Raw genomic sequence first — 22,086 nt, 5'->3', positions numbered from 1 at the left:
CTCCCCGACCGGGAGTGCGGCGCCTACGTCGTGACGGACCGGCGGGCGCCCGGGTCAGGCGCCCGCGACGACCTCCGCCGCGGCCAGGCCGCAGACACGGGCCGCGCCGTGAGTGGCCACGTGCAGCGCGCCGCGGGGCTCGGCCCCGGGCACGCCCATCTCGACCACGACCGTGTCGGGGCGGGCCGCCAGCAGGGTGTCGAGGGCCGCCGCCATCCAGGGGTGGCGGTGCTCGTCGCGGACGACCGCCACGACGCGGCGCGGGCCGGCCGCCGCCAGCACCTCGTCGCCGGCGTCCGGTCCGGCGAAGCTGCCGGTCTCGGTGCCGGGGAGCAGGCGGCGGAGCTCGGCGGCGACGCCCCAGGGGGTCTCGTCGCCGACCGCGATGTTGGCGACCGGGGTGAGCGCGGCGACGTACGGCGGTTCGGTGAGGGGGGTGAAGCCCTCGGCGCCCGTGACGCGCAGGGCGCGGCGGGCCGCGCGCAGGCCCACCTCGCCGTCGGCGGGCACGGACCGCGCGGCGTCCGCCCGGGCCGCCGTCCAGCGGGCCAGGGTACGCACCCGCTCCGCGGCGTCGGCCAGGCGTTCCTCGGGCAGCTCGCCCGTGCGGACCGCCTCCACCAGGGCGTCGCGCAGTCGCCGTACCGTCTCCTCGTCGGCCAGGCCGCCGCCCACGCAGATCGCGTCGGCGCCGGCCGCGACGGCCAGCACGCTGCCGCGTTCGATGCCGTAGGTGCCCGCGATGGCCCGCATCTCCATGCCGTCGGTGACGATCAGGCCGTCGTAGCCCAGCTCGCCCCGGAGCAGGCCGGTGAGGATGCGGCGGGACAGCGTCGCGGGACGGTCCGGGTCGAGGGCCGGGACCAGGATGTGGGCGCTCATCACGGCGCGGCTGCCGGCGGCGATGGCCGCGCGGAACGGCGCCAGGTCGCGCTCGGCCAGCACATCGGCGTCCACGTCGATGCGCGGCAGGGCGTGGTGGGAGTCGACGGCGGTGTCGCCGTGGCCCGGGAAGTGCTTGGTGCAGGCGGCCACGCCCGCGGACTGCAGTCCGGTGACGTAGGCCGCGGTGTGCCGGGCGACCAGGCCGGTGTCCGCGCCGAAGGAGCGCACGCCGATGACCGGGTTGCCGGGGTTGGAGTTGACGTCGGCGGACGGGGCCCAGTTGAGGTTCACCCCGCAGGCGGCGAGGCGGCGGCCCAGTTCGGCGGCGACCTGGCGGGTGAGCACCTCGTCGTCCACCGCGCCGAGGGCGAGGTTGCCGGGGAAGGACGAGCCGGCGCGCACCTCGAGGCGGGTGACGTCGCCGCCCTCCTCGTCGATGGCGACCAGCACGTCCTCGCGCTCGGCGCGCAACTGGGCGGTGAGGGCGGCCAGCTGTTCGTCCGAGGCGATGTTGCGCCCGAACAGGCCGACGGAGGCCAGCCCCTCGCCGAGGCGGCGCAGCACCCAGTCGGGGGCGGTGGTGCCGGTGAAACCGGGCTGGAGGACGGTCAGCGCGTCGCGCGTGAGCGTGTCGGTACCGCTGGCGATTGTCGTCATCGGATGGCGTTATCCCTTCACGGCGCCGTCGGTCAGGCCGCTGACCGCCTTGCGCTGCAGGAAGACGAAGAGGATCAGGATCGGGATGGCGAAGAGGGACGAGGCCGCCATGGTCGCACCCCAGTTGTCGCCGAAGACGGTCTGGAAGCTGGTCAGCCACAGCGGCAGGGTCTGGGACTCCGCCTCCTTGTTGACGACCAGGACGAGGGGGAGCTCGTTCCAGGCGGTGATGAAGCCGAACATCGAGGTGGACATCAGGCCCGGGGCCAGCAGCGGCAGGATGACCAGGCGGAACGACTGGGCGCGGGTGCAGCCGTCGACCATCGCGGACTCCTCCAGCTCCTTCGGCACGGCGGCGACGAAGCCGCGCAGCGTCAGGATGGTGAAGGGCAGGATCATCATCATGTAGAAGAGCGTGAGCGGTACGAGGCTGTTCAGCATCGACGCGTCGCGCACGATCATGTAGATGGCGATGACCATGACTTCCCAGGGCGCCATCTGGGCGAGCATGAAGCCGACGATGAAACCGCGCCGCCCCCTGAACCGCATCCGCGCCAGGGCGAAGGCCCCGGCCAGCGCGATGACCAGCGAGAAGACCACCGCGCAGACGGTGACGACGAGCGAGTTGGTGACGTACGTCCAGAAGTGGTCGGCGTCGACCGCGGTCCTGAAGTGCTCGAGGGTGATGTCGGTCGGGAACCAGACCGGGTCCTCCGAAATGATGTCGCCGGCCGGCTTGAAGGCCGTGGCGAACATCCAGTACACGGGGAAGACGAGGCCGATGAACAGGACGGCGGCCGTGACGTTGGGCCACAGGCGGCCGAAGAGTGAGCGCTTCACAGCTCGTCCTCCTCTTGCTTGAGCACGATCCTGAGGTAGTAGGCGGTCAGGCCGAGCAGGATCAGGATGGTCAGGACCGCGATCGCGGCGCCCATGCCGTAGTGCTGGTTGCCGACGCCCTCGATGTAGGCGTAGACGGGCAGGATCTCGGTGAGACGGTCGGGGCCGCCGCCGTTGAACGTGTAGACCTGGACGAACGCCTTGAAGATCCAGATGATCTCCAGGAAGGTCGTCGCGTAGAGGAACGGCCGCAGGAACGGCAGGGTGACCGTGGTGAAGCTGCGCCAGACGCCGGCTCCGTCGAGGGAGGCGGCCTCGTACAGCTCGCCCGGGATGGTGGTGGTCGCCGCGTACAGGTTGATCGCGACGAACGGGACGGACATCCACACGATCAGCACGGTGACGACGAAGAAGGTCGAGAACTGGCTGCCGGTCCAGCTGAAGTCGGCCATGGAGTGCCAGCCGAGCTTGTCCAGCACCCAGTTGACGACGCCGAAGCGCTGGGCGAAGAGCCACTGGTAGACGGTGGTCGCGGCGACCACCGGCATCGCCCACGCCAGCACCAGGCCGATCAGCAGCACGAGCCGCATCACCCTGCCGAGGCGGGCGAGCAGCAGGCCGATCAGGCCGCCCAGCACCATGGTGAGGACGACGTTGACCGCCGTGAACAGGATCGAGCGGAGGGTGACCCGCCAGAAGTCCTCGCCGGTGAGGACCTCCTTGTAGTTGTCGACGCCGGTCCACTCGGTGACGTGCTGGATCAGCTGCGCCATGTTGAGGTTCTGGAAGGACAGCAGGCCGTCCTTCAGCAGCGGCCACCCGAGCAGCAGCACCGTGGCCGCGCAGGCCGGCAGCAGCAACAGGTACGGGACGAGCGCGCCGGCGCGCGACGCGGCTCTCGGTTTCGCCTGGCCGGTGTTCCCGCCGTCCGCCTTGCGGACGTCCGACGGGCCTCGGGGCGGCCGTTCGGTCTGCACGGTCATGCTCGCGGTCTCTCTTCTTCTCGACCTGTCCCACTCGAGCCGGGGCGGGGGCCCTCGTGCAGCGGCCCCCGCCCCGGCTCACCCGGTGTTACTGCTGCTGCGCCAGGCGCTTGTTGAACTCGCCTTCGACCTGCTTGGCGGCCTCCGCCGGGGACTTGCCCTTCAGCACGGCCGTCAGATAGGTCTTGATCGGGTTGGGGTCGTTCTCGACCGCGGCCCACTCCGGGATCAGCGGCGTGGTGCCACCGCCCGCGGCGGCCGGCGCGGCGGCCTCGGCGGCGGCGTTGCCCTGGAGGTTGCTCTGCAGCGACTCCTTGTTCGGGATGACGCCGTTGGCCTTGGCCAGCGCACCCTCGTACTTGTCGGAGAGGGCCAGCTTCAGGAACTCCTTGGCCAGCTCCTGCTTCTTGCTGCCCGCGGCGACGGCCAGGTTGGAGCCGCCGAGGAAGACGCCCTCGGGCTTGCCGGCCGTGGCACCCGGGATGGTGAAGTAGCCGAGGTCCTTCTCGATCGCCGGGTTGGCGGTGATCGCCGTGCCGGCCTCCCAGCCCATGCCGATGAAGGCGCCGGTCTTGCCCTTGGCGAAGATCTCGCCCTGCTGCGGGGTGGCCTCGTCCTTGTCCTTGGGCGCCTTGGAGAGGGCCTGGAACTTCTTGTAGGTCTCGGTGGCCGCGGCGATCTTCGGGTCGGCCAGGTTGGAGACGTACTTGTCGCCGTCCTTCTTGACCAGCTCGGCGCCCTCACCGACGGCCAGGCCCACGAAGTGGTACCAGTTCTGGCCGGGCAGGTAGATCGGCTCGGCGTCGGTCTTCTCGCCGATCGTCTTGAGGTCGTTGTAGAACTCGTCGCGGGTCTTGGGCGTGTCCTTGATGCCCGCGTCCGCCCAGATCTTCTTGTTGTAGATGACCACGCGGTTGACCACGAACCACGGGGCGGCGTACTGCTTGCCGTCGAAGACCGCGGACTCGTTGAGGGACTCGGACCAGTCGGCGCCGAGCCCGCTCTTGAGGTCGCCCAGGTCCGCCAGGCCGCCGGTCTTGGCGTAGGCAGGGGTCTGGGTGTTGCCGATCTCGAAGACGTCGGGCGGGTTCTCCTCGGAGAGGGCGGTGGTCAGCTTCTGCTGGATACCGTTCCACTTCTGGATCTCGAACTTGACCTTGGCCTTGGTCTTCGCCTCGAACTCCTTGGCGAGGTCCGCCTGCCACTGGTCGGGCGAGGAGCCGTCCATCACCCACACGGTCAGCGTCTGGCCGGCGTAGCCGTCCGCCCCGGCCTTCTTGCCGTCGTCGCCGCCGTCGTCGCCCCCGCACGCCGCGATCGAGACCATCATGCCCGCGATACCGATCGCGGCTATCAGCTTGCGCTTCACGCCACCCTCCTCAGGGATGCCACAAAACCCCCCTGCCTCCCCGCGGTTGCTCGTCGACGCGGACCGCCCATGGGGCCGGGACCTGGACCAATGGTGTAGACCAGTAGGGGGAGCTTGGCCCAGACCAATAGGGCTGTCAAGGGTGTTCAAGCGCCCTCCGGGCGTCCGTGATGCGACCGAGATATGCAGGGACCTTTCATTGCGCAAGCGACACATCGGACGGACCGGCGCCGGGTGTACCACCGCCGCCGGAAGAGGTGCCGCCACCGGCCCGGCGGCGCGTACCAGCCGCCTCGGACGGCGCGGTGGACTAGACCAACGGGGACCTCGGAGGTATACAGAAGGGATCACGGAGCGTGCGGGATCCTCCCCACACGAACCCGTGCCACGATGTGAGCCGTGGCCGATAGGGGATGTCGGTCGCTTCGGCACCCGGAGCCGGGAAGGCAGAGCATGAGCACCGAGGTCAGCAGTGCGGAGAACGAGGGTGGGGCGACCGTCCGTACCGCGCGCGTGCCCAAGTACTACCGACTGAAGAAGCACCTGCTCGACATGACCCGGACGCAGGCGCCGGGCACGCCGGTCCCGCCCGAGCGCACGCTGGCCGCGGAGTTCGACACCTCGCGCACGACCGTGCGCCAGGCCCTGCAGGAGCTGGTCGTCGAGGGCCGCCTCGAGCGCATCCAGGGCAAGGGCACCTTCGTCGCCAAGCCCAAGGTGTCGCAGGCGCTGCAACTCACCTCGTACACCGAGGACATGCGGGCCCAGGGCCTCGAACCCACCTCGCAGCTGCTGGACATCGGCTACATCACCGCCGACGAACGCCTCGCCGGGCTGCTGGACATCACGGCGGGCGGGCGGGTGCTGCGCATCGAGCGCCTGCGCATGGCCAACGCCGAGCCCATGGCCATCGAGACGACCCACCTGTCGGCGAAGCGCTTCCCCGCCCTGCGCAGGTCGCTGGTGAAGTACACCTCCCTCTACACCGCCCTCGCCGAGGTGTACGACGTCCATCTCGCCGAGGCCGAGGAGACCATCGAGACCTCGCTGGCCACCCCGCGCGAGGCCGGCCTGCTCGGCACCGACGTCGGCCTGCCGATGCTGATGCTCTCCCGGCACTCGCTGGACCGCACGGGCCAGCCGGTGGAGTGGGTGCGGTCGGTCTACCGCGGCGACCGCTACAAGTTCGTGGCCAGGCTGAAGCGCCCCTAGGGTCCGCCGTTCGGGTCGGGCCGGCTGAGGGAGCCGGTGCGTCCCGGCCGGCCCGAGCGTGCCACGCCCCGCGACGCCGACATGATCCGGACGCAGGCCCCCAGCAGCCGCCCCGGCCGCGCGGCGTGCGACGTTGCGGATGAGGACCGATATACGGACGAGGTCTTCCGCTTTCCAGACGCCGTCACCTACATTTTCGTGCGCACTGCACCAGGTGATCAGCGAGGGGACGGAGCCACCGCATGTCGCAAGCCCCGGAAGTGAACAGAGGGCCGACGGTGACGCCGGTGCGCGTCGTCATCGGCCTCTGTCTTGTCGCACCGTTCGTCGCCATGCTGTGGGTCGGGTCGTACGCCAAGACGGACCCCACCCTCATCGGCATCCCGTTCTTCTACTGGTACCAGATGGCGTGGGTGCTGATCTCCACCCTGCTGACGGTGACGGCGTACAAGCTCTGGCAGCGTGACCAGCGCGCCCGCCGGGAAGGCGGAGCCAAGTGAACGACGGCGTGAACGGCGTCGCACTCGCCGTCTTCATCCTCTTCTTCGTGCTCGTCACCGCGATGGGCTTCCTGGCCGCCCGCTGGCGCAAGGCCGAGAACGAGCACAGCCTCGACGAGTGGGGCCTCGGCGGCCGCTCGTTCGGCACCTGGGTCACCTGGTTCCTGCTGGGCGGCGACCTCTACACGGCGTACACCTTCGTGGCCGTCCCGGCGGCGATCTACGCGGCCGGCGCGTCCGGCTTCTTCGCGGTGCCGTACACGATCCTGGTCTACCCGCTGATCTTCACCTTCCTGCCCCGCCTGTGGTCGGTCTCCCACAAGCACGGGTACGTGACGACCTCGGACTTCGTGCGCGGCCGGTTCGGTTCGAAGGGCCTGTCGCTGGCGGTCGCCGTCACCGGCATCCTCGCCACGATGCCCTACATCGCGCTCCAGCTGGTCGGCATCCAGGCCGTGCTCGACGTGATGGGCGTCGGCGGCGGGGAGGACACCAACTGGTTCGTCAAGGACCTGCCGCTGCTGATCGCCTTCGGTGTGCTGGCGGCGTACACCTACTCGTCGGGTCTGCGCGCCCCCGCGCTGATCGCGTTCGTGAAGGACACGCTGATCTACATCGTGATCGCCGTGGCGATCATCTACATCCCGATCAAGCTCGGCGGCTTCGACGACATCTTCGCCAAGGCGGGCGAGGCGTTCGGCCAGACCAACGAGGCCACCGGGAAGCCGCGCGGCGCGGTGGTGCCGGGCGAGGCGAGCCAGTGGACGTACGCCACGCTGGCGCTCGGCTCGGCGCTCGCGCTCTTCATGTACCCGCACTCGATCACCGCGACGCTGTCCTCCCGCAGCCGTGAGGTGATCCGCCGCAACACCACGATCCTGCCGCTGTACTCCCTGATGCTCGGCCTGCTCGCGCTGCTGGGCTTCATGGCGATCGCGGCCGGGGTCAAGGTGGACAACGGCCAGCTGGCGATCCCGCAGCTGTTCGAGGACATGTTCCCGGACTGGTTCGCGGGCGTGGCCTTCGCGGCGATCGGCATCGGCGCCCTGGTCCCGGCGGCGATCATGTCGATCGCGGCCGCGAACCTCTTCACCCGCAACATCTACAAGGACTTCATCAAGCCCGACGCCACCCCGGAACAGGAGACGAAGGTCTCCAAGCTGGTGTCGCTGCTGGTGAAGGTAGGCGCGCTGATCTTCGTCCTCGGCATGGACAAGACCGTCGCGATCAACTTCCAGCTGCTCGGCGGCATCTGGATACTGCAGACCTTCCCGGCCCTGGTGGGCGGTCTGTTCACCCGCTGGTTCCACCGCTGGGCCCTGCTCGGCGGCTGGGCGGTCGGCATGGTCTACGGCACGGCCGCCGCCTACGGGGTCGCCTCGCCGACGCAGGCGCACTTCGGCGGATCCTCGAAGGAGATCCCGGGCATCGGCGAGATCGGCTACATCGGCCTCACCGCCTTCGTGCTGAACGTCCTGGTCACCGTGGTCCTGACCTTCGTCCTGAAGGCCGTCAAGGCACCCGAGGGCGTCGACGAGACCCGGCCGGGCGACTACACGGCGGACGCGGGCGACCCGGGCGTCCAGACGGAGCTGCCCCCGGCCACCGCGGGCACCTCGCACTGATCCCCCGATCCGACGGGCCGCCGGAGAAATCCGGCGGCCCGTCGTCGTATCCGTGGGGCACACTCGGCCCATGGACTTCGTGATCAGACAGGCGTCGCCCGACGAGTACCGGGCCCTCGGCGACATCACCGCCCGCGCCTATCTCGACGACGGACTGCTCGACTTCGGGGAGAGCGACTCCTACCTCGGCGAGCTGCGGGACGTCGCCAAGCGGGCCGCGGCGGCCCAGGTGCTCGCCGCCGCCGCGGACGGGCGGATCCTCGGCGGCGTGACCTTCGTGCCGTCCGGCGGCCCCATGGCCGACATCGCCCGGCCCGGCGAGGCCGAGATACGCATGCTCGCCGTCCACCACGAGGCGCGGGGACGCGGCGTCGGCGAGGCCCTCGTGCGGTCGTGCGTCGACCGCGCCCGGGCCGTCGGGGGCTGCGCACGCGTCGTGCTGTCGACGCAGCGGACGATGCACACCGCCCACCGGCTCTACGAACGCCTGGGCTTCGTCCGCACGCCCGAGCGGGACTGGAACCCCGTGCCGGAGCTCGACGACATCACGCTGCTCACCTACCAACTGACGCTCTGACACCAGCGCGGCACAACATCTGGGGGTGCTCGCGGAACCCGGCACAAGATGTATGCTCATGCTCGCTGTCGCCGCAGGGGAATCCGGTGTGAATCCGGAACTGTCCCGCAACGGTGTACTCGTGTGTGTTCGCGTATCCGCGTGAGCGCCACGGGCTCGAGTCCGAGGACCTGCCGACAGTGCGCCCGGCCGTCCCGGTCCGGGTGCCATGACGTCCGGGCCTCGCGGAATGGGCCGGTGGACGCGACGCCGCGCGCGCTCGTGAGCTGCCCCCTGCCCTCCGCCTGGCCCCGTGCCGAGCGAGGGAGTGCCCCACGTGACCATCGCGCCAGCCGACCCGGCCTCAGTGTCCGCTGCGACGGCTTCTGCGATCCCCGTGACCGAGGAACCCGACGGACCCGGTGCCGCCCTGCTGCGGACCCTGACCGGCCTCACCGCCGATCTCCCCGACGCCGACCCCGGCCGGGTCGCCGCCGCCGCGCTGCGCGGCCGGTCCGCGCGGGCCGACGAGGCGGAACTGCGGGAGCTCGCCACGGAGGCCGCGGCCGGTCTGATCTCGGAGGACCCGGTCTACTCCCGGCTGGCCGCCCGGCTGCTGACCCTCGGCATCCGCGCCGAGGCCGCCTCCCAGGGCGTCACCTCCTTCACCGAGTCCGTCGCCACCGGCCACCGCGAGGGCCTGATCGCCGACCGCACGGCCGAATTCGTCCGGTCGCACGCGGCCCGCCTGGACGCGCTGACCGACCCGGCCGCCGACGACCGCTTCGGCTACTTCGGACTGCGCACGCTGTACAGCCGCTATCTGCTCCGGCACCCGCTCACCCGCAAGGTCGTCGAGACGCCCCAGCACTTCCTGCTGCGCGTGGCCGCCGGACTCGCCGAGGACGACACCGACCGGTCGGTGGACGAGGTCGCCGCGCTGTACGGGCTGATGAGCCGCCTGGACTACCTGCCCTCCTCCCCCACCCTCTTCAACTCCGGCACCCGGCACGCCCAGATGTCGTCCTGCTACCTCCTCGACTCCCCCCTGGACGAGCTGGACTCCCTCTACGACCGCCTCCACCAGGTCGCGCGCCTGTCCAAGCACGCCGGCGGCATCGGCATCGCCTACTCCCGCGTCCGCGCCCGGGGTTCGCTGATCCGCGGCACCAACGGGCACTCCAACGGCATCGTCCCGTTCCTGAAGACGCTGGACGCCTCGGTCGCCGCGGTGAACCAGGGCGGCCGGCGCAAGGGCGCGGCGGCGGTCTACCTGGAGACCTGGCACGCCGACATCGAGGAGTTCCTGGAGCTGCGGGACAACACCGGCGAGGACGCCCGGCGCACGCACAACCTGAACCTCGCGCACTGGATCCCGGACGAGTTCATGCGCCGGGTGGACGCGGACGGGCCGTGGTCGCTGTTCTCGCCCTCGGACGTGCCGGAGCTGGCCGACCTGTGGGGCGCGGAGTTCGACGCGGCCTACCGGGAGGCCGAGGCGAAGGGCCTGGCCAGGAAGACCCTCCCGGCCCGCGAGCTGTACGGCCGCATGATGCGCACCCTCGCGCAGACCGGCAACGGCTGGATGACCTTCAAGGACACCGCCAACCGCACGGCCAACCAGACCGCCGAGCCGGGCCACGTGGTGCACTCCTCCAACCTCTGCACGGAGATCCTGGAGGTCACGGACGACGGGGAGACGGCGGTCTGCAACCTCGGGTCGGTCAACCTCGGCGCCTTCGTGACCGGCGGCGACATCGACTGGGAGCGGCTGGACGCCACGGTCCGCACGGCGGTCACCTTCCTGGACCGGGTCGTCGACATCAACTTCTACCCGACCGAGCAGGCGGGCCGCTCCAACGCCCGCTGGCGCCCGGTCGGCCTCGGCGCGATGGGCCTGCAGGACGTCTTCTTCCGGCTGCGCCTGCCCTTCGACTCCGCCGAGGCCAGGGCCCTGTCCACGCGCATCGCCGAGCGGATCATGCTCGCCGCGTACGAGACGTCCGCCGACCTCGCCGAGCGCAACGGCCCGCTGCCGGCCTGGGAGAAGACCCGCACCGCCCGGGGCGTGCTGCACCCCGACCACTACGACGTGCGGACGGCCTGGCCGGAGCGCTGGGCGGCGCTGCGGACGCGCATCGCGACGACCGGGCTGCGCAACTCGCTGCTCCTCGCCATCGCGCCGACCGCCACGATCGCCTCCATCGCGGGCGTCTACGAGTGCATCGAGCCGCAGGTGTCCAACCTGTTCAAGCGCGAGACGCTGTCCGGGGAGTTCCTCCAGGTCAACTCGTACCTGGTCGACGACCTCAAGCGGCTCGGCGTGTGGGACGCCCGCACCCGCGAGGCGCTGCGCGAGGCGAACGGCTCGGTGCAGGGCTTCGCCTGGATCCCCGAGGACGTGCGCGCGCTGTACCGCACCGCGTGGGAGATCCCGCAGCGCGCCCTCATCGACATGGCCGCCGCCCGTACCCCGTACCTCGACCAGGCCCAGTCGCTGAACCTGTTCCTGGAGACGCCGACCATCGGGAAGCTGTCCTCGATGTACGCCTACGCCTGGAAGCAGGGCCTGAAGACCACGTACTACCTGCGTTCCCGCCCGGCGACCCGGATCGCGCGCGCCGCCGGCCGGGCCGCCGTGCCCGTGCAGGCCGCCCCGGACCCCGAAGCGGTCGCCTGCTCCCTGGAAAACCCCGAGTCCTGCGAGGCCTGCCAGTAATGACCACCGAGACCCCCGCCGTGAAGAACCTGCTCGACCCGGGCTTCGAACTGACCCTGCGCCCCATGCGCTACCCGGACTTCTACGAGCGCTACCGGGACGCCATCAAGAACACCTGGCACGTCGAGGAGGTCGACCTCCACTCGGACGTCGCCGACCTCGCGAAGCTCAGCCCCGAGGAGCAGCACCTCATCGGACGGCTGGTGGCCTTCTTCGCGACGGGCGACTCCATCGTCGCGAACAACCTGGTGCTGACCCTCTACAAGCACATCAACTCCCCCGAGGCGCGGCTGTACCTGAGCCGGCAGCTCTTCGAGGAGGCCGTCCACGTCCAGTTCTACCTGACGCTGCTGGACACCTACCTGCCCGACCCGGACGACCGTGCCGCCGCCTTCGCGGCCGTGGAGAACATCCCCTCGATCCGCGAGAAGGCCGAGTTCTGCTTCCGGTGGATGGACTCGGTCGAGTCGATCGACCGCCTGGAGACCAGGGCCGACCGCCGTCGTTTCCTGCTCAACCTCATCTGCTTCGCCGCGTGCATCGAGGGCCTGTTCTTCTACGGCGCCTTCGCCTACGTGTACTGGTTCCGCAGCCGGGGCCTGCTGCACGGCCTGGCCACCGGCACCAACTGGGTGTTCCGCGACGAGACGATGCACATGTCCTTCGCCTTCGACGTGGTCGACACCGTCCGCAAGGAGGAGCCGGACCTCTTCGACGACGAGCTGCGCCGGCAGGTCACCGACATGCTGCGGGAGGCCGTCGAGGCCGAGCTGCAGTTCGCGCGCGACCTGTGCGGTGACGGCCTCCCGGGCATGAACACCGACTCGATGCGGCAGTACCTGGAGTGCGTGGCCGACCAGCGCCTGACGCGCCTCGGCTTCGCCCCGGTGTACGGCTCCGAGAACCCCTTCTCCTTCATGGAGCTCCAGGGGGTTCAGGAGCTGACCAACTTCTTCGAGCGGCGCCCCTCGGCGTACCAGGTGGCGGTGGAGGGCACCGTCGACCTGTCCGAGGACTTCTGAGGCGTCGCGTTCCGGACGGCCTCCCGGGTCTCCTGGTCCCTCCGGGCCTCCCTGAGCTGACGGTCGATGCGCCGGTCGCGCACGATGCCGAACACCGAGGGGAGGACCATGAGGACCAGGAGTCCGAAGGTCGCGAGCATTCCGATCAGGGCTTCTGTCTGGTCTGCGGTCATGTCACTACTGTCGCGCCTCGGACTCCTTACCGGGAGTGGCAGGACTGCCGCAGGGCCTCGATTTCCTGCCACTTCCGGGGCACACTGGCAGCATGCTGAAGAACGTGGCCGCCGTTCTGCTGGACGGCGCGCATCCCTTTGAACTCGGCGTCGTGTGCGAGGTGTTCGGCATCGACCGCAGCGACGACGGGCTTCCCCGGTACGACTTCGCGGTGGTGTCCGCGGAGGGCCCGACGCTGCGCACCCACGTCGGAGGGCTCACCGTGTCGACGCCGTACGGGCTCGACCGGCTGGACGAGGCCGACCTGATCACCGTGCCGGCCGGGAGCGACTTCACGCACCGGGAGTATCCGCCCGCGCTGCTGGACGCCCTGCGGCGGGCCGTGGACCGGGGGACGCGGGTGCTGAGCGTGTGCTCGGGGGTCTTCGTGCTCGGTGCCGCGGGGCTGCTGGAGGGGCGGCGGTGCGCGGTGCACTGGCACCACGCCGACGAGCTGGCCCGGCGGCACCCGGGGGCACGGGTCGAGGCGGACGTGCTCTACGTCGACGAGGACCCGGTGATCACCTCCGCCGGCACGGCCGCCGGGATCGACGCCTGTCTGCACATCGTGCGCAAGGAGCAGGGGCCGGAGGTCGCCAACAAGATCGCCCGGCGCATGGTCGTACCGCCGCACCGGGACGGCGGTCAGGCGCAGTACATCGAGCGGCCGCTGCCGCGCTCCTCCTGCGACAGCGTCGGCGAGGTGCTGGCCTGGATGGAGCAGCACCTCGACCAGGAGGTCACCGTCGAGCAGCTCGCGGCCCGGGCGCTCATGTCCCCGCGCACCTTCGCCCGCCGCTTCCAGCAGGAGACGGGCACGACGCCCTACCGCTGGATCCTGCGCCAGCGCGTGCTGCTGGCCCAGCGGCTGCTGGAAGCGACGGACGAGACGATGGACACGGTGGCCCGGCGCACCGGCTTCGGTACGGCGGCGGCCCTGAGGCACCAGTTCGTCAGGGCTCTCGGCACCACCCCGCACGCCTACCGGCGCACCTTCCGGGGCTCCGAGGCCGCCGCCTGAGCCGCGTCGCCGCGGCACTCACCTCGCCACGGGCCTGACCAGCAGGTCGTGCGGACGCAGCGTGATGCCGACGCGCACCGCGTCGTTCGAGCCCGGTACCTGCTCGAAGCGGTACCTGGCGGCGAGCGCCGCCGTGATCAGCGTCAGCTGCGCCATCGAGAAGTGGTCGCTCGGGCACTTGCGATTGCCCACGCTGAACGGCCGCATGGCGTATTTCGGCAGTTCCGTCACGCGCTCCGGAAGCCATCGGTCCGGGTCGAACTCCAGGTTGCGGGCGTACGACTTCGGATCGCGCTGGATTGCGTACGGACTGTAGATGATGTCCGCCCCGGCCGGAATGCGGTAGCCACCGAGTTCCGTCTCGACCACCGCACGCCGCGTCAATACCCATACCGCGGGGCGCAAACGCATGGTCTCCACGATGACATTGCCGGTGTGCGTGAGCCGGCGAACGTCCTCGAATGCCACAGGACGTCCACCGGTCACCTCTTCCACCTCGTCGCGTATGCGGTCGGCATGTTCCGGGTGTTCGGCAAGTGCCCGGAGCAACCACATGATCGTGGAGGCGATGGTTTCGCTGCCGGGGGTGAGGATCGCGACGACCTGGTCGTGGATCTCCTGTTCCCCGATCGGGTCGCCATTGTCGTCCTCGGCCTCCAGCAAAGCCGTCAGCAAATCGTCCGGCTTTTGACCGGACGCGCGACGCTCGGCGATGATCTCGTCCACCACGAGGTGCAGATCAGCCAGCGCATTGTTGAATTCGCGATTGGCCGGCAGCGGCAGCCGGTACAGCGGCCCCAGCGGGACGACCATCCGCCGGTACATGCCGCGGAAGACGGTGGCGAGGGCGAGGCACAGGCGCTCGGCGCGCTCGTCCATGTACTGGCCGCGCAGCAGGCACCGGGCCGCGACGCGCACGGCGACGCGGAAGGACTCGGAGGTGGCGTCGACGGTCTCCCCCGGCCGCCAGCGCTCGGCGAGCGCGTGCGCCTCCTCCTCCATGATCGGCCCGTAGGCGGGGATCGCGTCCAGTTTGAAGGCGGGCTGGATGGTGCGCCGCTGGCGCCGGTGCAGCGGGCCGTTGGCGGTCGCCACGCCCTCCTTGCCGAGCAGGCCCTCCAGCGACTCCCACAGCGGGCCGGCGATGTGGTAGTCGGGGCTCAGCGCGAGGGCGCCGGTGAGCGCCGGAGTGGTGACCGCGTACACGGTCTTCGGGCCGAGCCGGATGCGTACGACGTCGCCGTGGTCGCGCAGCTGGGCCATGAAGGCCAGCGGGTCGCGGGCCAGCCTCCAGCCGTGCCCGAGGAGCGGAACGCCGCCGCCCGCGACGGGCGGCTCGCGCAGCTCCGCCGCGTCGTCGGTCCGGGTCCCGGGGTTGACCGAATCGACGGTCATTTCTCACCTGCCGCTTCGTTGTTGACGTACGGGGGCGTGGACCGGTCGTCCCAGCTGTCGACCATGTACCGGCCGGACTCGTGATGGAACCAGTAGACGGAACTGAACCAGTTCCGCATATTGCCGACGCAGGCCCGCACGGCGCCGCTCAGTTCCTTTCCGCGCACGGTCCCGTCGGCGAGCCGGTCGGCGAACCGCAAGGCGTCCTGTTCGGCGGCGAGGAATTCCGTGACACATTCCTCGACGCGCCGCCGGACTTCCTCCACAGCTTCTTCCAGGGTCAGTTGGTGATAGGTGATGAGACTGATTCCGAGATTGTGGACCTCGTCGCCCGCTATTTCCTTCGGAAGCGAGCAGAGGTCGTTGTACCAGGCAGCGAATTCCTGGCTCAGAAGTGCCGCCCGCCGGTATGCGGGATGTTTTCGCACGGCGTCCGGGAGTTCGCACCCGGCGCTCGGCTCCAGCAGGTCGGTCCAGATCCAGTGCGCGAAGGTGAGCCGGCGCAAGTCCAGGTAATCCTCGACGCCCGGCACGACTCCGTGGGTGCGGTTGCGGAATTCCCGGTCGTACGCGTCGATCACCGCGTGGAAGTGCCGGGCGAACCGGGCGTTCCACGTCGGCGGCAGGAAGGCGTACAGCCGCCGCACACTGTCGGCGAAAGCGGCGACCAGCGCGTCCTCGTGGTGCAGGTGGTCCGCGGGCGAGTCCAGGGCCGTGTGCAGCCGGTCCCGCAGCTGCCGCCAGGCGGCCGGCCGGCCGTGGACGATGTCACGGTCGTGCCGGTCGTCCCAGACGAAGAACCACGCGCTGTAGTCGGCTATCGCCTGGAGGACCTCGTCGGGGGCGCCGAGGTAGTACCCGGCCATGAGGTCGGTGTAGCACAGGCCATCGGCATATTCCTCGACCTTGTCCGCCGGCATGAGCCGCTTTTCGAGCAGCCACGTGCGGGTCTTCTCCTGGAGCTTCGGCCAATACGGGTGCAGTCGCCGGGTGAATTCCGCCTCGATCACCGGGAGTGAGAGCTGCGGTGGAACTGCGATCGCGGTCGGTGTCGCTGTGGTGCCGTGTGGGAAAGCATGCACGAACAAACCCCTCTCAGCCGCCGGTGGCGCACACCTCTCGCTGAGCGGGGCGTGCGCCGTTGCGTATCCCCGCTCAACCATTCAGCACCACAACTGACCGTCCTGGGAACGGATTTGCTCCATTCACTACCCCACGGCGCCTGAATTCTCCTGTTGTGTGTCGGCTTCGGGATCTCCGGGCTAGCAGCAGGGAAGGAACAGTCGCGGACACACGAACGGCGCCCGCTCGGATGGGACCGAACGGGCGCCGTGCGTCTGGGGCTTGTGAGGCGGAGGTGAGGCTCAGTCGTTCGCGACCACGGGGTAGCGCGGCTCGTTCTCGGCCATCTGCCGCAGCGCGTCCTTGCGTTCGCGCTTGGAGAGCCGGTCGATGTAGAGGTACCCGTAGAGGTGGTCGGTCTCGTGCTGCAGACACCGTGCGAAGTAGCCGGTGCCGCGCACCTTGATCGGGTCGCCCTTCTCGTCCTGCCCGGTCACCTCGGCGTAGTCGGGGCGGGCGAGCGGCGCGTAGGCGGTCGGCACCGACAGGCAGCCCTCGTTGCTGTCGTCCAGGCGGCGCCGGTCGGCGGGCAGCTCGACGAGCCGCGGGTTGCAGACCACGCCGACGTGGCGGACGCCCTCGTCGTCGGGGCAGTCGTAGACGAAGACCTTCTTGTCGACGCCGATCTGGTTGGCGGCCAGGCCCACGCCCTCGGCGGTGCGCTGGCTGGCGAACATGTCCGCGACGAGCTGCTGGAGGTCCTCGCCGAAGTCGGTGACGTCCTGGCACTCCTTGTGCAGCACCGGATTGCCGACCACCGTGATCGGCCGCGAGGTACCGCGCTCACGCCAGGCCGTCTCGCGCTCCTCGCAGTCCTCGGTGTCCACGACGAAGCCCTCGTCGTCCACGGGGAGCACGCCCGCGTGCTGCTGATCGGTGTCCTGCTGCGCCATGACCGACGTACGCCTTCCTCATGAAACCCGGGTGATGCCTGATACAGGGTACGGGGAAAGGGACGACGGCCTCAGCAGACCTCTTCGAGATCCCGCCAGTCCCGGGAATCCGGGCTGTCCGCCACCCACCCGTCCAGCAGCCCCCGCACCAGGGAGGCCGGCGCGGCCACACCGCACTCCCGCTCCGGCACCCACAGCTGCCCGTCGGTCCGGTGCCCGAGCGGCCCCGGGTGCCCCGGCTCGCTCTGATCGTGCGGGTCGAGATGCTCGCCGTCGCCCTCGTCGGACGGCATCCGGGACTCCGAGCACGTCCGGCACAGCAGCCGCACGGAGGACGACCAGTCCTCGGCGGCGAACCCGGCGTCGGCGGCGAGCTGCTCCAGCGCGTCCCGGTCCGCCTCGGTGGCGGCCTCCAGGAGGACCACCCAGGTGGGCACGGGCGACGGCGCCCACAGCTCGATCTCGTCGAAGACCGGGTAGGCGTGTCCGGCGGCCGTGGTCCGCTCCCCGTGCGGGACGCCGTCGTGCAGCACGACCTCGCCCCAGCGCCGCCCGGAGGACGGCAGCGGAATGGACAGCACCTCGATGCGGGCGGGGTCGAGCCGCCGCCCCCACACCACCTCGGCCTCCCCCTCGGGCGACAGCCGTACGGCCGCGCTGCCGAGGTCCATGCCGAGGGGTTCGCCGGCGTCCGTGGCGTCGCCGGGCGTCTTCAGCCCGTAGGCCTGCCACGCGCGGCGGGCCAGGGGCCAGTCCTGCAGGGCGGTCGCGGCGATGCCCACGTTCCACCAGTCGGGCGCTCCGCTGTCCCGGTCGAGCAGCGCCACGGCCCGCAGGCCGGCAGCTCTGGCCTGCTCCCAGTCGTGCCGGAACTTGTGCAGCAGGGCGAGGTTGAACCACGACTCCGACAGCCAGGGTTCCAGGTCGGCGGCCCGCGTCAGCAGCGCGCCCGCGTCCTCGTAGCGACCGTCGCCGATCAGCGTGAACGCACGGTCGGTGGCCTGCCGCCAGGAGGCGGAGGGCCGGTGCCGTCCCTTGCCGAAGATCCTCACGATTCCCGCCTGCCAGTTCCGTTCTGTGGGCTGGCTGTGCCTTTTCGCGCCCCCGGACACCCTCTCCTGCGCATCAAACCATGTACGGCCTGCGGGGCGCTCATTACCCATGGGTTACCCAGCCGAGGGCGAGGTAAGGCTGCCTCGGGAGAGCACTCGGGCCAGTGCCTCCACGACGTCGGGAGCGTAGTCGCCGGCGGTGGCGAGGCGCAGCTCCTCCAGGGCGGAGAGGTCGCCGCCGGGGCCGGCGTCCCGCGCCTTCTCCTCGTAGGCGTTCACCGCGCGCACGATCCGCGCCGCGACCGGCTGGTCGTGGCAGGGGTCGGCCTGCCGCTCCACCACCACGGCGACCGCGGCGTCGACCCCGGTCTGGCGGACGACGGCCCCGCCGAGCAGCGCGATCCGCCGCTGTTCGGCCACGGGCAGGCCGGCCGTGGCTCCCGCCGGGACCGGGTCGACGAGGCTCAGCTGTCCGATGTCGTGCATGAGGGCCGCGTACTCCAGCACCGTCAGCTCGGGCCCGGACAGCCCCAGGTCGCGTCCGACGGCCGCGCTGAGCTCGGCGACGCGGCGGGCGTGGCCGGCGGGGGTGTACCCGGCGATCTCGGTGGCCCGGGCCAGGGAGGCGATGGTCTGCCGGTAGGTGGCCCGGACGGCGGCGTACCGCCGGTAGGACAGCTGCGTGAGCAGCAGCGGCACGCAGAAGACGGGCAGTGCCCACAGTCCCGCGACGGCCACCGCGAGTGCCATCACCGCCCCCGTCGCGCACACCGCGGAGGTGACGCCGACCATGGCGCGCAGTTCCTCGCGCAGTAGCGGGCCGAAGGGCCACCCCGTACGCGCGTGGGCCGGCGCCGCGGCGAGCACGGCGTCGCAGAGCGCGGTCAGGGCGAGCAGCGCGATCAGCAGCAGGGCGTGGGCGGGGCCGCCCCAGTCGTGGAAGGTGCCCCGGGCGGCCGGCGGCTGGAAGCACACGGCGGCGAAGGCGACGGTGAGCAGGCGCCGCGCCAGGTGGTCGAGCACGGGTCCGTGTCCGCGCGCGATGTGCGGGACGCTGCCGAGCAGGGAGGCGACGAGCACCACGGTGACGGTCTGGGCGACCCCGTGGTGCACGGGCCGTCCGGCGTTCTCCCCGAGCAGGGCGTACGCCAGCGCCCCGGCGGTCCCGAGCGGTGCCGTCTCCCGGCCCTCGCCCCCGGTGCGCCGGGTCAGCTCGCCGAGCGCGACGAGGACCCCGAAGGCGAGCGCGACGGGACGCTCGACGACACCGGTCCACAGCACGGAGGCGAGGCACACGAGCGCGACCAGGGCGGCGCCGGTGTGCATCAGGAGCACCGCCGGGGTCCGTGGCGCCGTCACGGGCCGCTCCCGTCGCGGCCACGGTCCGGACAGGCCGCGTCCGGTGCGGGCGGGGCGGAGGCCGCCCGCCGCCCCCGCGGCCCCCGGCGGCGTCACGAAGCCCCCCTCGTCACGCTGCCGCGCGCGTCCTCGCCGTGGCCGTCGGCCGGACGGGACGGGTGGTCGTGCGCGCCGTCGGAGGTCACGGCCGGGTGCCAGCCGTGGTGGTCCAGCGCCCGCACCAGGGCCCCGACCATCCGGGGGTCGAAGTGGGTCCCGGCGCACCGCCGGAGCTCCTCCACGGCCTTCGCGACGGGCCGCGCCCTGCTGTACGACCGGGTGGACGTCATCGCGTCGAAGGCGTCGGCGACGGCGACCACCCGGGCCGACTCGGGAATCTGGCCGCCGGCCAGTCCGTAGGGGTATCCGCTGCCGTCCAGCCGTTCGTGATGATGCAGTACGGCGGCCCGGGCCTCGCCGAGGAAGCGGATGCCGCGCACCATCTCATGTCCGTACTCGGGGTGCAGCTCGATCACGCGCCGTTCCTCGGGCGTCAGCGGCCCGTCCTTGCGCAGCAGCCGCGTGGGCACGCCGAGCTTGCCCACGTCGTGCAGGATCCCGGCGAAGCGCAGCGTCTCCACGCGCTCGTCGTCCAGACCCAGCTCCCGGGCGATCAGCATCGAGGCGTGGCCGACCCGCTCGCTGTGCCCGCGCGTGTAGCCGTCCTTGATGTCGACGGCCTGCACGAGGGCGCGGATGGTCGCCTGGTGCGCGGCTCGCTCCCGGTGGTACTGGGCGAACGCCCACCAGGCCACGCACATCGGCAGGAGCACGAGCAGCGCGGCGACCGGGCCGTAGGGGCTGCGCCACAGCACGGCCATCATCAGACCGGCGAGCCCGTGCACGGCGATCGGGGCGAGCGACCGGAGGAACAGCCCCCGCCACGCCCGCCGCACCGGCACCCGGTCGGCCAGCGCCAGGATGCCGCCGTCCAGCAGGGTCAGCACCAGGCAGAAGGCCAGCACCGCGGCCCCGGCCGGCGCGAGCGCGTAGGGGAAGTCGGGGGCCGCGACCGCGTCCCGCCCGCCGCACTCCGCGTGCACGTGGGCCGCGGCCCACAGGGCGAGGGTCAGCTGCGCGGCCCGCCAGGCCCGTCGCAGGGCGGCCGGCCGCTGCGCCACCGGGGACAGCAGGGTCCCCGGCAGTGCCACGAGCGCGGCGGCGGCCGGCGGAAGCAGGAAGGCCCCGGCGAGCAGCACGGGGTAGCAGGTCCCGACGAAACGGGACCGGGCGACCTGCTCGCAGCCCGCGTACAGTCCGGCGAGCAGCAGTACGGCCCACCAGGGCGTGGGCGCCTGGGGCAGCGGGCGCAGACAGAGCAGGGCGGCGAGGACGACACCGGCGACATACGCGCGCGCCCGCGCCGGTACCGCGTCCATGAGCACCTCCCCCGGCCATGCCTGTCAGGCTCGCGAGCCTAGGACGGCGGCAGGGGGAGGCGGGCGGATGCCCCACGGGTTAGCACGTACGAGTGACGGTCACGCGGAGCTTGCCTGGCTCAGGACTCCTGCGGCGTGGACGGCGCCGACGTCACGTCGTGCTCGGGCACCGACTGGCCCGAGCGGATCAGGTCGATCCGGCCCATGACCTTGGAGCGCAGGTCACCCGGTACGTCGTCGTGTCCGCAGCACCGCTTGACCAGCTTCTTCACGGCCTGCTCCAGGCCGTACTTCTCCAGGCAGGGCGAGCACTCCTCGAAGTGGTGCTCGAACTTCACGCAGTCCGAGTCCGGCATCTCCCGGTCGAGGAACTCGTAGAGATGATCGAGGATTTCGCTGCAATCCGTCTCGTGCGGCTCTCCGCAGCTCATGACCCCGAGCCTTTCGCTTCGTTCGACTCTCCGGCGCCGGCCGGGACGAGACCACGGTCGCGGGCGTAGTCCTCCAGCATGCCGCGCAGCTGACGGCGGCCCCGGTGCAGCCGGGACATCACCGTACCGATGGGTGTCCCCATGATGTCCGCGATCTCCTTGTAGGCAAAGCCCTCTACATCGGCCAGATAGACGGCGATGCGGAATTCCTCGGGGATCGCCTGGAGCGCCTTCTTCACGTCCGAGTCGGGCAGGTGGTCGAGCGCCTGCGACTCGGCGGAGCGCAGACCTGTCGACATGTGCGACTCGGCGCGCGCGAGCTGCCAGTCCTCGATCTCCTCGGCGGCGCTGCGCTGGGGCTCCCGCTGCTTCTTGCGGTAGCTGTTGATGAAGGTGTTGGTGAGGATGCGGTACAGCCACGCCTTGAGGTTGGTGCCCTCACGGAACTGATGGAAGGACGCGTACGCCTTGGCGTAGGTCTCCTGCACCAGATCCTCGGCATCGGCCGGGTTGCGGGTCATGCGCAGCGCTGCCGAGTACATCTGGTCGAGGAACTCGAGCGCGTCCCGCTCGAAGCGCGCACTGCGCTCCGCGGTCGACTCCGCGCCCGTGCCCCGGCCCTCGGGCTGCTCCGCCTGGCCGTGTTCGGTCCCTGCGTCGGTCCCAGTGACCGGACCCACCTCCTCCAGTGATGTCGCGGAGCCGAAACCGGTCCCGCTCGAATCGGAGGATAGACGACGATCCGGCCCGCTCGCCGCCCGAACAGGGGCGGTCTTCGCCGCGTGCAGCACCGTCCAGTCCAGGTCGGATCGGC

The 22,086-nt window shown here is 70.9% G+C and carries 20 protein-coding genes and 1 riboswitch; of the genes, 7 read left to right on the top strand and 13 right to left on the bottom strand.

Going from position 1 to position 22,086, the window contains the following annotated elements:
* Window positions 1-54: 54 nt before the first annotated feature.
* From ACFWJB_RS31925 to ACFWJB_RS31910, 4 genes are all read right to left on the bottom strand, one after another.
* The gene (locus ACFWJB_RS31925) at window positions 55-1,542 is read right to left on the bottom strand and encodes a glycoside hydrolase family 3 protein (RefSeq protein WP_386926564.1); all 1,488 of its coding nucleotides are present in this window, start codon (window positions 1,540-1,542) and stop codon (window positions 55-57) included.
* A 9-nt stretch (window positions 1,543-1,551) separates the two neighbouring features.
* Window positions 1,552-2,382 carry a carbohydrate ABC transporter permease gene (locus ACFWJB_RS31920; protein WP_385473527.1) on the bottom strand — a complete coding sequence of 277 codons (831 nt, stop codon included), beginning with the start codon at window positions 2,380-2,382 and terminating at the stop codon, window positions 1,552-1,554.
* Window positions 2,379-3,365, bottom strand: coding sequence for a carbohydrate ABC transporter permease (locus ACFWJB_RS31915; RefSeq protein WP_385473524.1), 987 nt, complete (start codon window positions 3,363-3,365; stop codon window positions 2,379-2,381). The genes ACFWJB_RS31920 and ACFWJB_RS31915 overlap by 4 nt, the downstream gene beginning before the upstream one ends.
* An 88-nt stretch (window positions 3,366-3,453) precedes the next feature.
* The gene (locus ACFWJB_RS31910) at window positions 3,454-4,734 is read right to left on the bottom strand and encodes an extracellular solute-binding protein (RefSeq protein WP_385473382.1); all 1,281 of its coding nucleotides are present in this window, start codon (window positions 4,732-4,734) and stop codon (window positions 3,454-3,456) included.
* 453 nt (window positions 4,735-5,187) lie between these two features.
* On the opposite strand from ACFWJB_RS31910, the gene ACFWJB_RS31905 reads away from it, so the two are divergent.
* From ACFWJB_RS31905 to ACFWJB_RS31880, 6 genes are all read left to right on the top strand, one after another.
* A complete protein-coding gene (locus ACFWJB_RS31905; protein ID WP_385473385.1) occupies window positions 5,188-5,946 on the top strand; it encodes a GntR family transcriptional regulator in 759 nt (252 codons plus the stop codon).
* 242 nt (window positions 5,947-6,188) lie between these two features.
* The gene (locus tag ACFWJB_RS31900) at window positions 6,189-6,446 is read left to right on the top strand and encodes a DUF3311 domain-containing protein (protein ID WP_385473388.1); all 258 of its coding nucleotides are present in this window, start codon (window positions 6,189-6,191) and stop codon (window positions 6,444-6,446) included.
* Window positions 6,443-8,071 (top strand): monocarboxylate uptake permease MctP, encoded by a 1,629-nt coding sequence (mctP, locus tag ACFWJB_RS31895; protein ID WP_385473391.1) that lies wholly within the window; start codon window positions 6,443-6,445, stop codon window positions 8,069-8,071. Before ACFWJB_RS31900 ends, mctP begins: the two co-directional genes overlap by 4 nt.
* A gap of 70 nt (window positions 8,072-8,141) precedes the next feature.
* The gene (locus ACFWJB_RS31890; RefSeq protein WP_386926559.1) at window positions 8,142-8,648 is read left to right on the top strand and encodes a GNAT family N-acetyltransferase; all 507 of its coding nucleotides are present in this window, start codon (window positions 8,142-8,144) and stop codon (window positions 8,646-8,648) included.
* A gap of 77 nt (window positions 8,649-8,725) precedes the next feature.
* Window positions 8,726-8,819: riboswitch (cobalamin riboswitch) on the top strand.
* 145 nt (window positions 8,820-8,964) lie between these two features.
* Window positions 8,965-11,346, top strand: coding sequence for a ribonucleoside-diphosphate reductase subunit alpha (locus tag ACFWJB_RS31885; RefSeq protein ID WP_386926557.1), 2,382 nt, complete (start codon window positions 8,965-8,967; stop codon window positions 11,344-11,346).
* On the top strand, window positions 11,346-12,368 hold the full coding sequence (locus ACFWJB_RS31880) for a ribonucleotide-diphosphate reductase subunit beta (protein WP_385469438.1): 1,023 nt from the start codon (window positions 11,346-11,348) through the stop codon (window positions 12,366-12,368). Before ACFWJB_RS31885 ends, ACFWJB_RS31880 begins: the two co-directional genes overlap by 1 nt.
* Here ACFWJB_RS31880 and ACFWJB_RS31875 read toward each other — a convergent pair.
* Window positions 12,281-12,541, bottom strand: coding sequence for a hypothetical protein (locus ACFWJB_RS31875; protein WP_385469440.1), 261 nt, complete (start codon window positions 12,539-12,541; stop codon window positions 12,281-12,283). The two genes, ACFWJB_RS31880 and ACFWJB_RS31875, sit on opposite strands and share 88 nt — an antisense overlap.
* A gap of 92 nt (window positions 12,542-12,633) precedes the next feature.
* On the opposite strand from ACFWJB_RS31875, the gene ACFWJB_RS31870 reads away from it, so the two are divergent.
* Window positions 12,634-13,602, top strand: coding sequence for a GlxA family transcriptional regulator (locus ACFWJB_RS31870; protein ID WP_386926554.1), 969 nt, complete (start codon window positions 12,634-12,636; stop codon window positions 13,600-13,602).
* A gap of 18 nt (window positions 13,603-13,620) precedes the next feature.
* Here the strand turns inward: ACFWJB_RS31870 and ACFWJB_RS31865 are convergent, their stop codons facing one another.
* The 8 genes from ACFWJB_RS31865 to sigR all read right to left on the bottom strand — a co-directional run bounded on the left by ACFWJB_RS31865 (window position 13,621) and on the right by sigR (window position 21,952).
* The gene (locus tag ACFWJB_RS31865; protein ID WP_386926552.1) at window positions 13,621-14,997 is read right to left on the bottom strand and encodes a cytochrome P450; all 1,377 of its coding nucleotides are present in this window, start codon (window positions 14,995-14,997) and stop codon (window positions 13,621-13,623) included.
* Window positions 14,994-16,079: an epi-isozizaene synthase gene (gene cyc1, locus ACFWJB_RS31860; protein ID WP_386926568.1), complete on the bottom strand. Its 1,086-nt coding sequence runs from the start codon at window positions 16,077-16,079 to the stop codon at window positions 14,994-14,996. Before cyc1 ends, ACFWJB_RS31865 begins: the two co-directional genes overlap by 4 nt.
* A gap of 282 nt (window positions 16,080-16,361) precedes the next feature.
* Window positions 16,362-17,012, bottom strand: a complete 651-nt coding sequence (gene def / locus ACFWJB_RS31855; RefSeq protein WP_385469446.1) for a peptide deformylase — start codon at window positions 17,010-17,012, stop codon at window positions 16,362-16,364.
* Between the two features lie 71 nt (window positions 17,013-17,083).
* Window positions 17,084-18,064, bottom strand: coding sequence for a tetratricopeptide repeat protein (locus ACFWJB_RS31850; RefSeq protein WP_385469448.1), 981 nt, complete (start codon window positions 18,062-18,064; stop codon window positions 17,084-17,086).
* 114 nt (window positions 18,065-18,178) lie between these two features.
* Window positions 18,179-19,390, bottom strand: a complete 1,212-nt coding sequence (locus ACFWJB_RS31845) for an HD-GYP domain-containing protein (protein WP_386926566.1) — start codon at window positions 19,388-19,390, stop codon at window positions 18,179-18,181.
* Between the two features lie 125 nt (window positions 19,391-19,515).
* Entirely contained in the window at window positions 19,516-20,841 is a 1,326-nt protein-coding gene (locus ACFWJB_RS31840) for an HD-GYP domain-containing protein (RefSeq protein WP_386926549.1), read from the bottom strand.
* 119 nt (window positions 20,842-20,960) lie between these two features.
* Window positions 20,961-21,272 carry a mycothiol system anti-sigma-R factor gene (gene rsrA, locus ACFWJB_RS31835; RefSeq protein ID WP_385469452.1) on the bottom strand — a complete coding sequence of 104 codons (312 nt, stop codon included), beginning with the start codon at window positions 21,270-21,272 and terminating at the stop codon, window positions 20,961-20,963.
* Window positions 21,269-21,952, bottom strand: a complete 684-nt coding sequence (gene sigR / locus ACFWJB_RS31830) for an RNA polymerase sigma factor SigR (RefSeq protein ID WP_385469454.1) — start codon at window positions 21,950-21,952, stop codon at window positions 21,269-21,271. The genes rsrA and sigR overlap by 4 nt, the downstream gene beginning before the upstream one ends.
* Window positions 21,953-22,086: the final 134 nt, after the last annotated feature.

Source organism: Streptomyces sp. NPDC127100, assembly GCF_042724095.1.
Taxonomy (GTDB): Bacteria; Actinomycetota; Actinomycetes; order Streptomycetales; family Streptomycetaceae; genus Streptomyces.
This window is presented reverse-complemented; position numbering and strand designations above follow the sequence as displayed.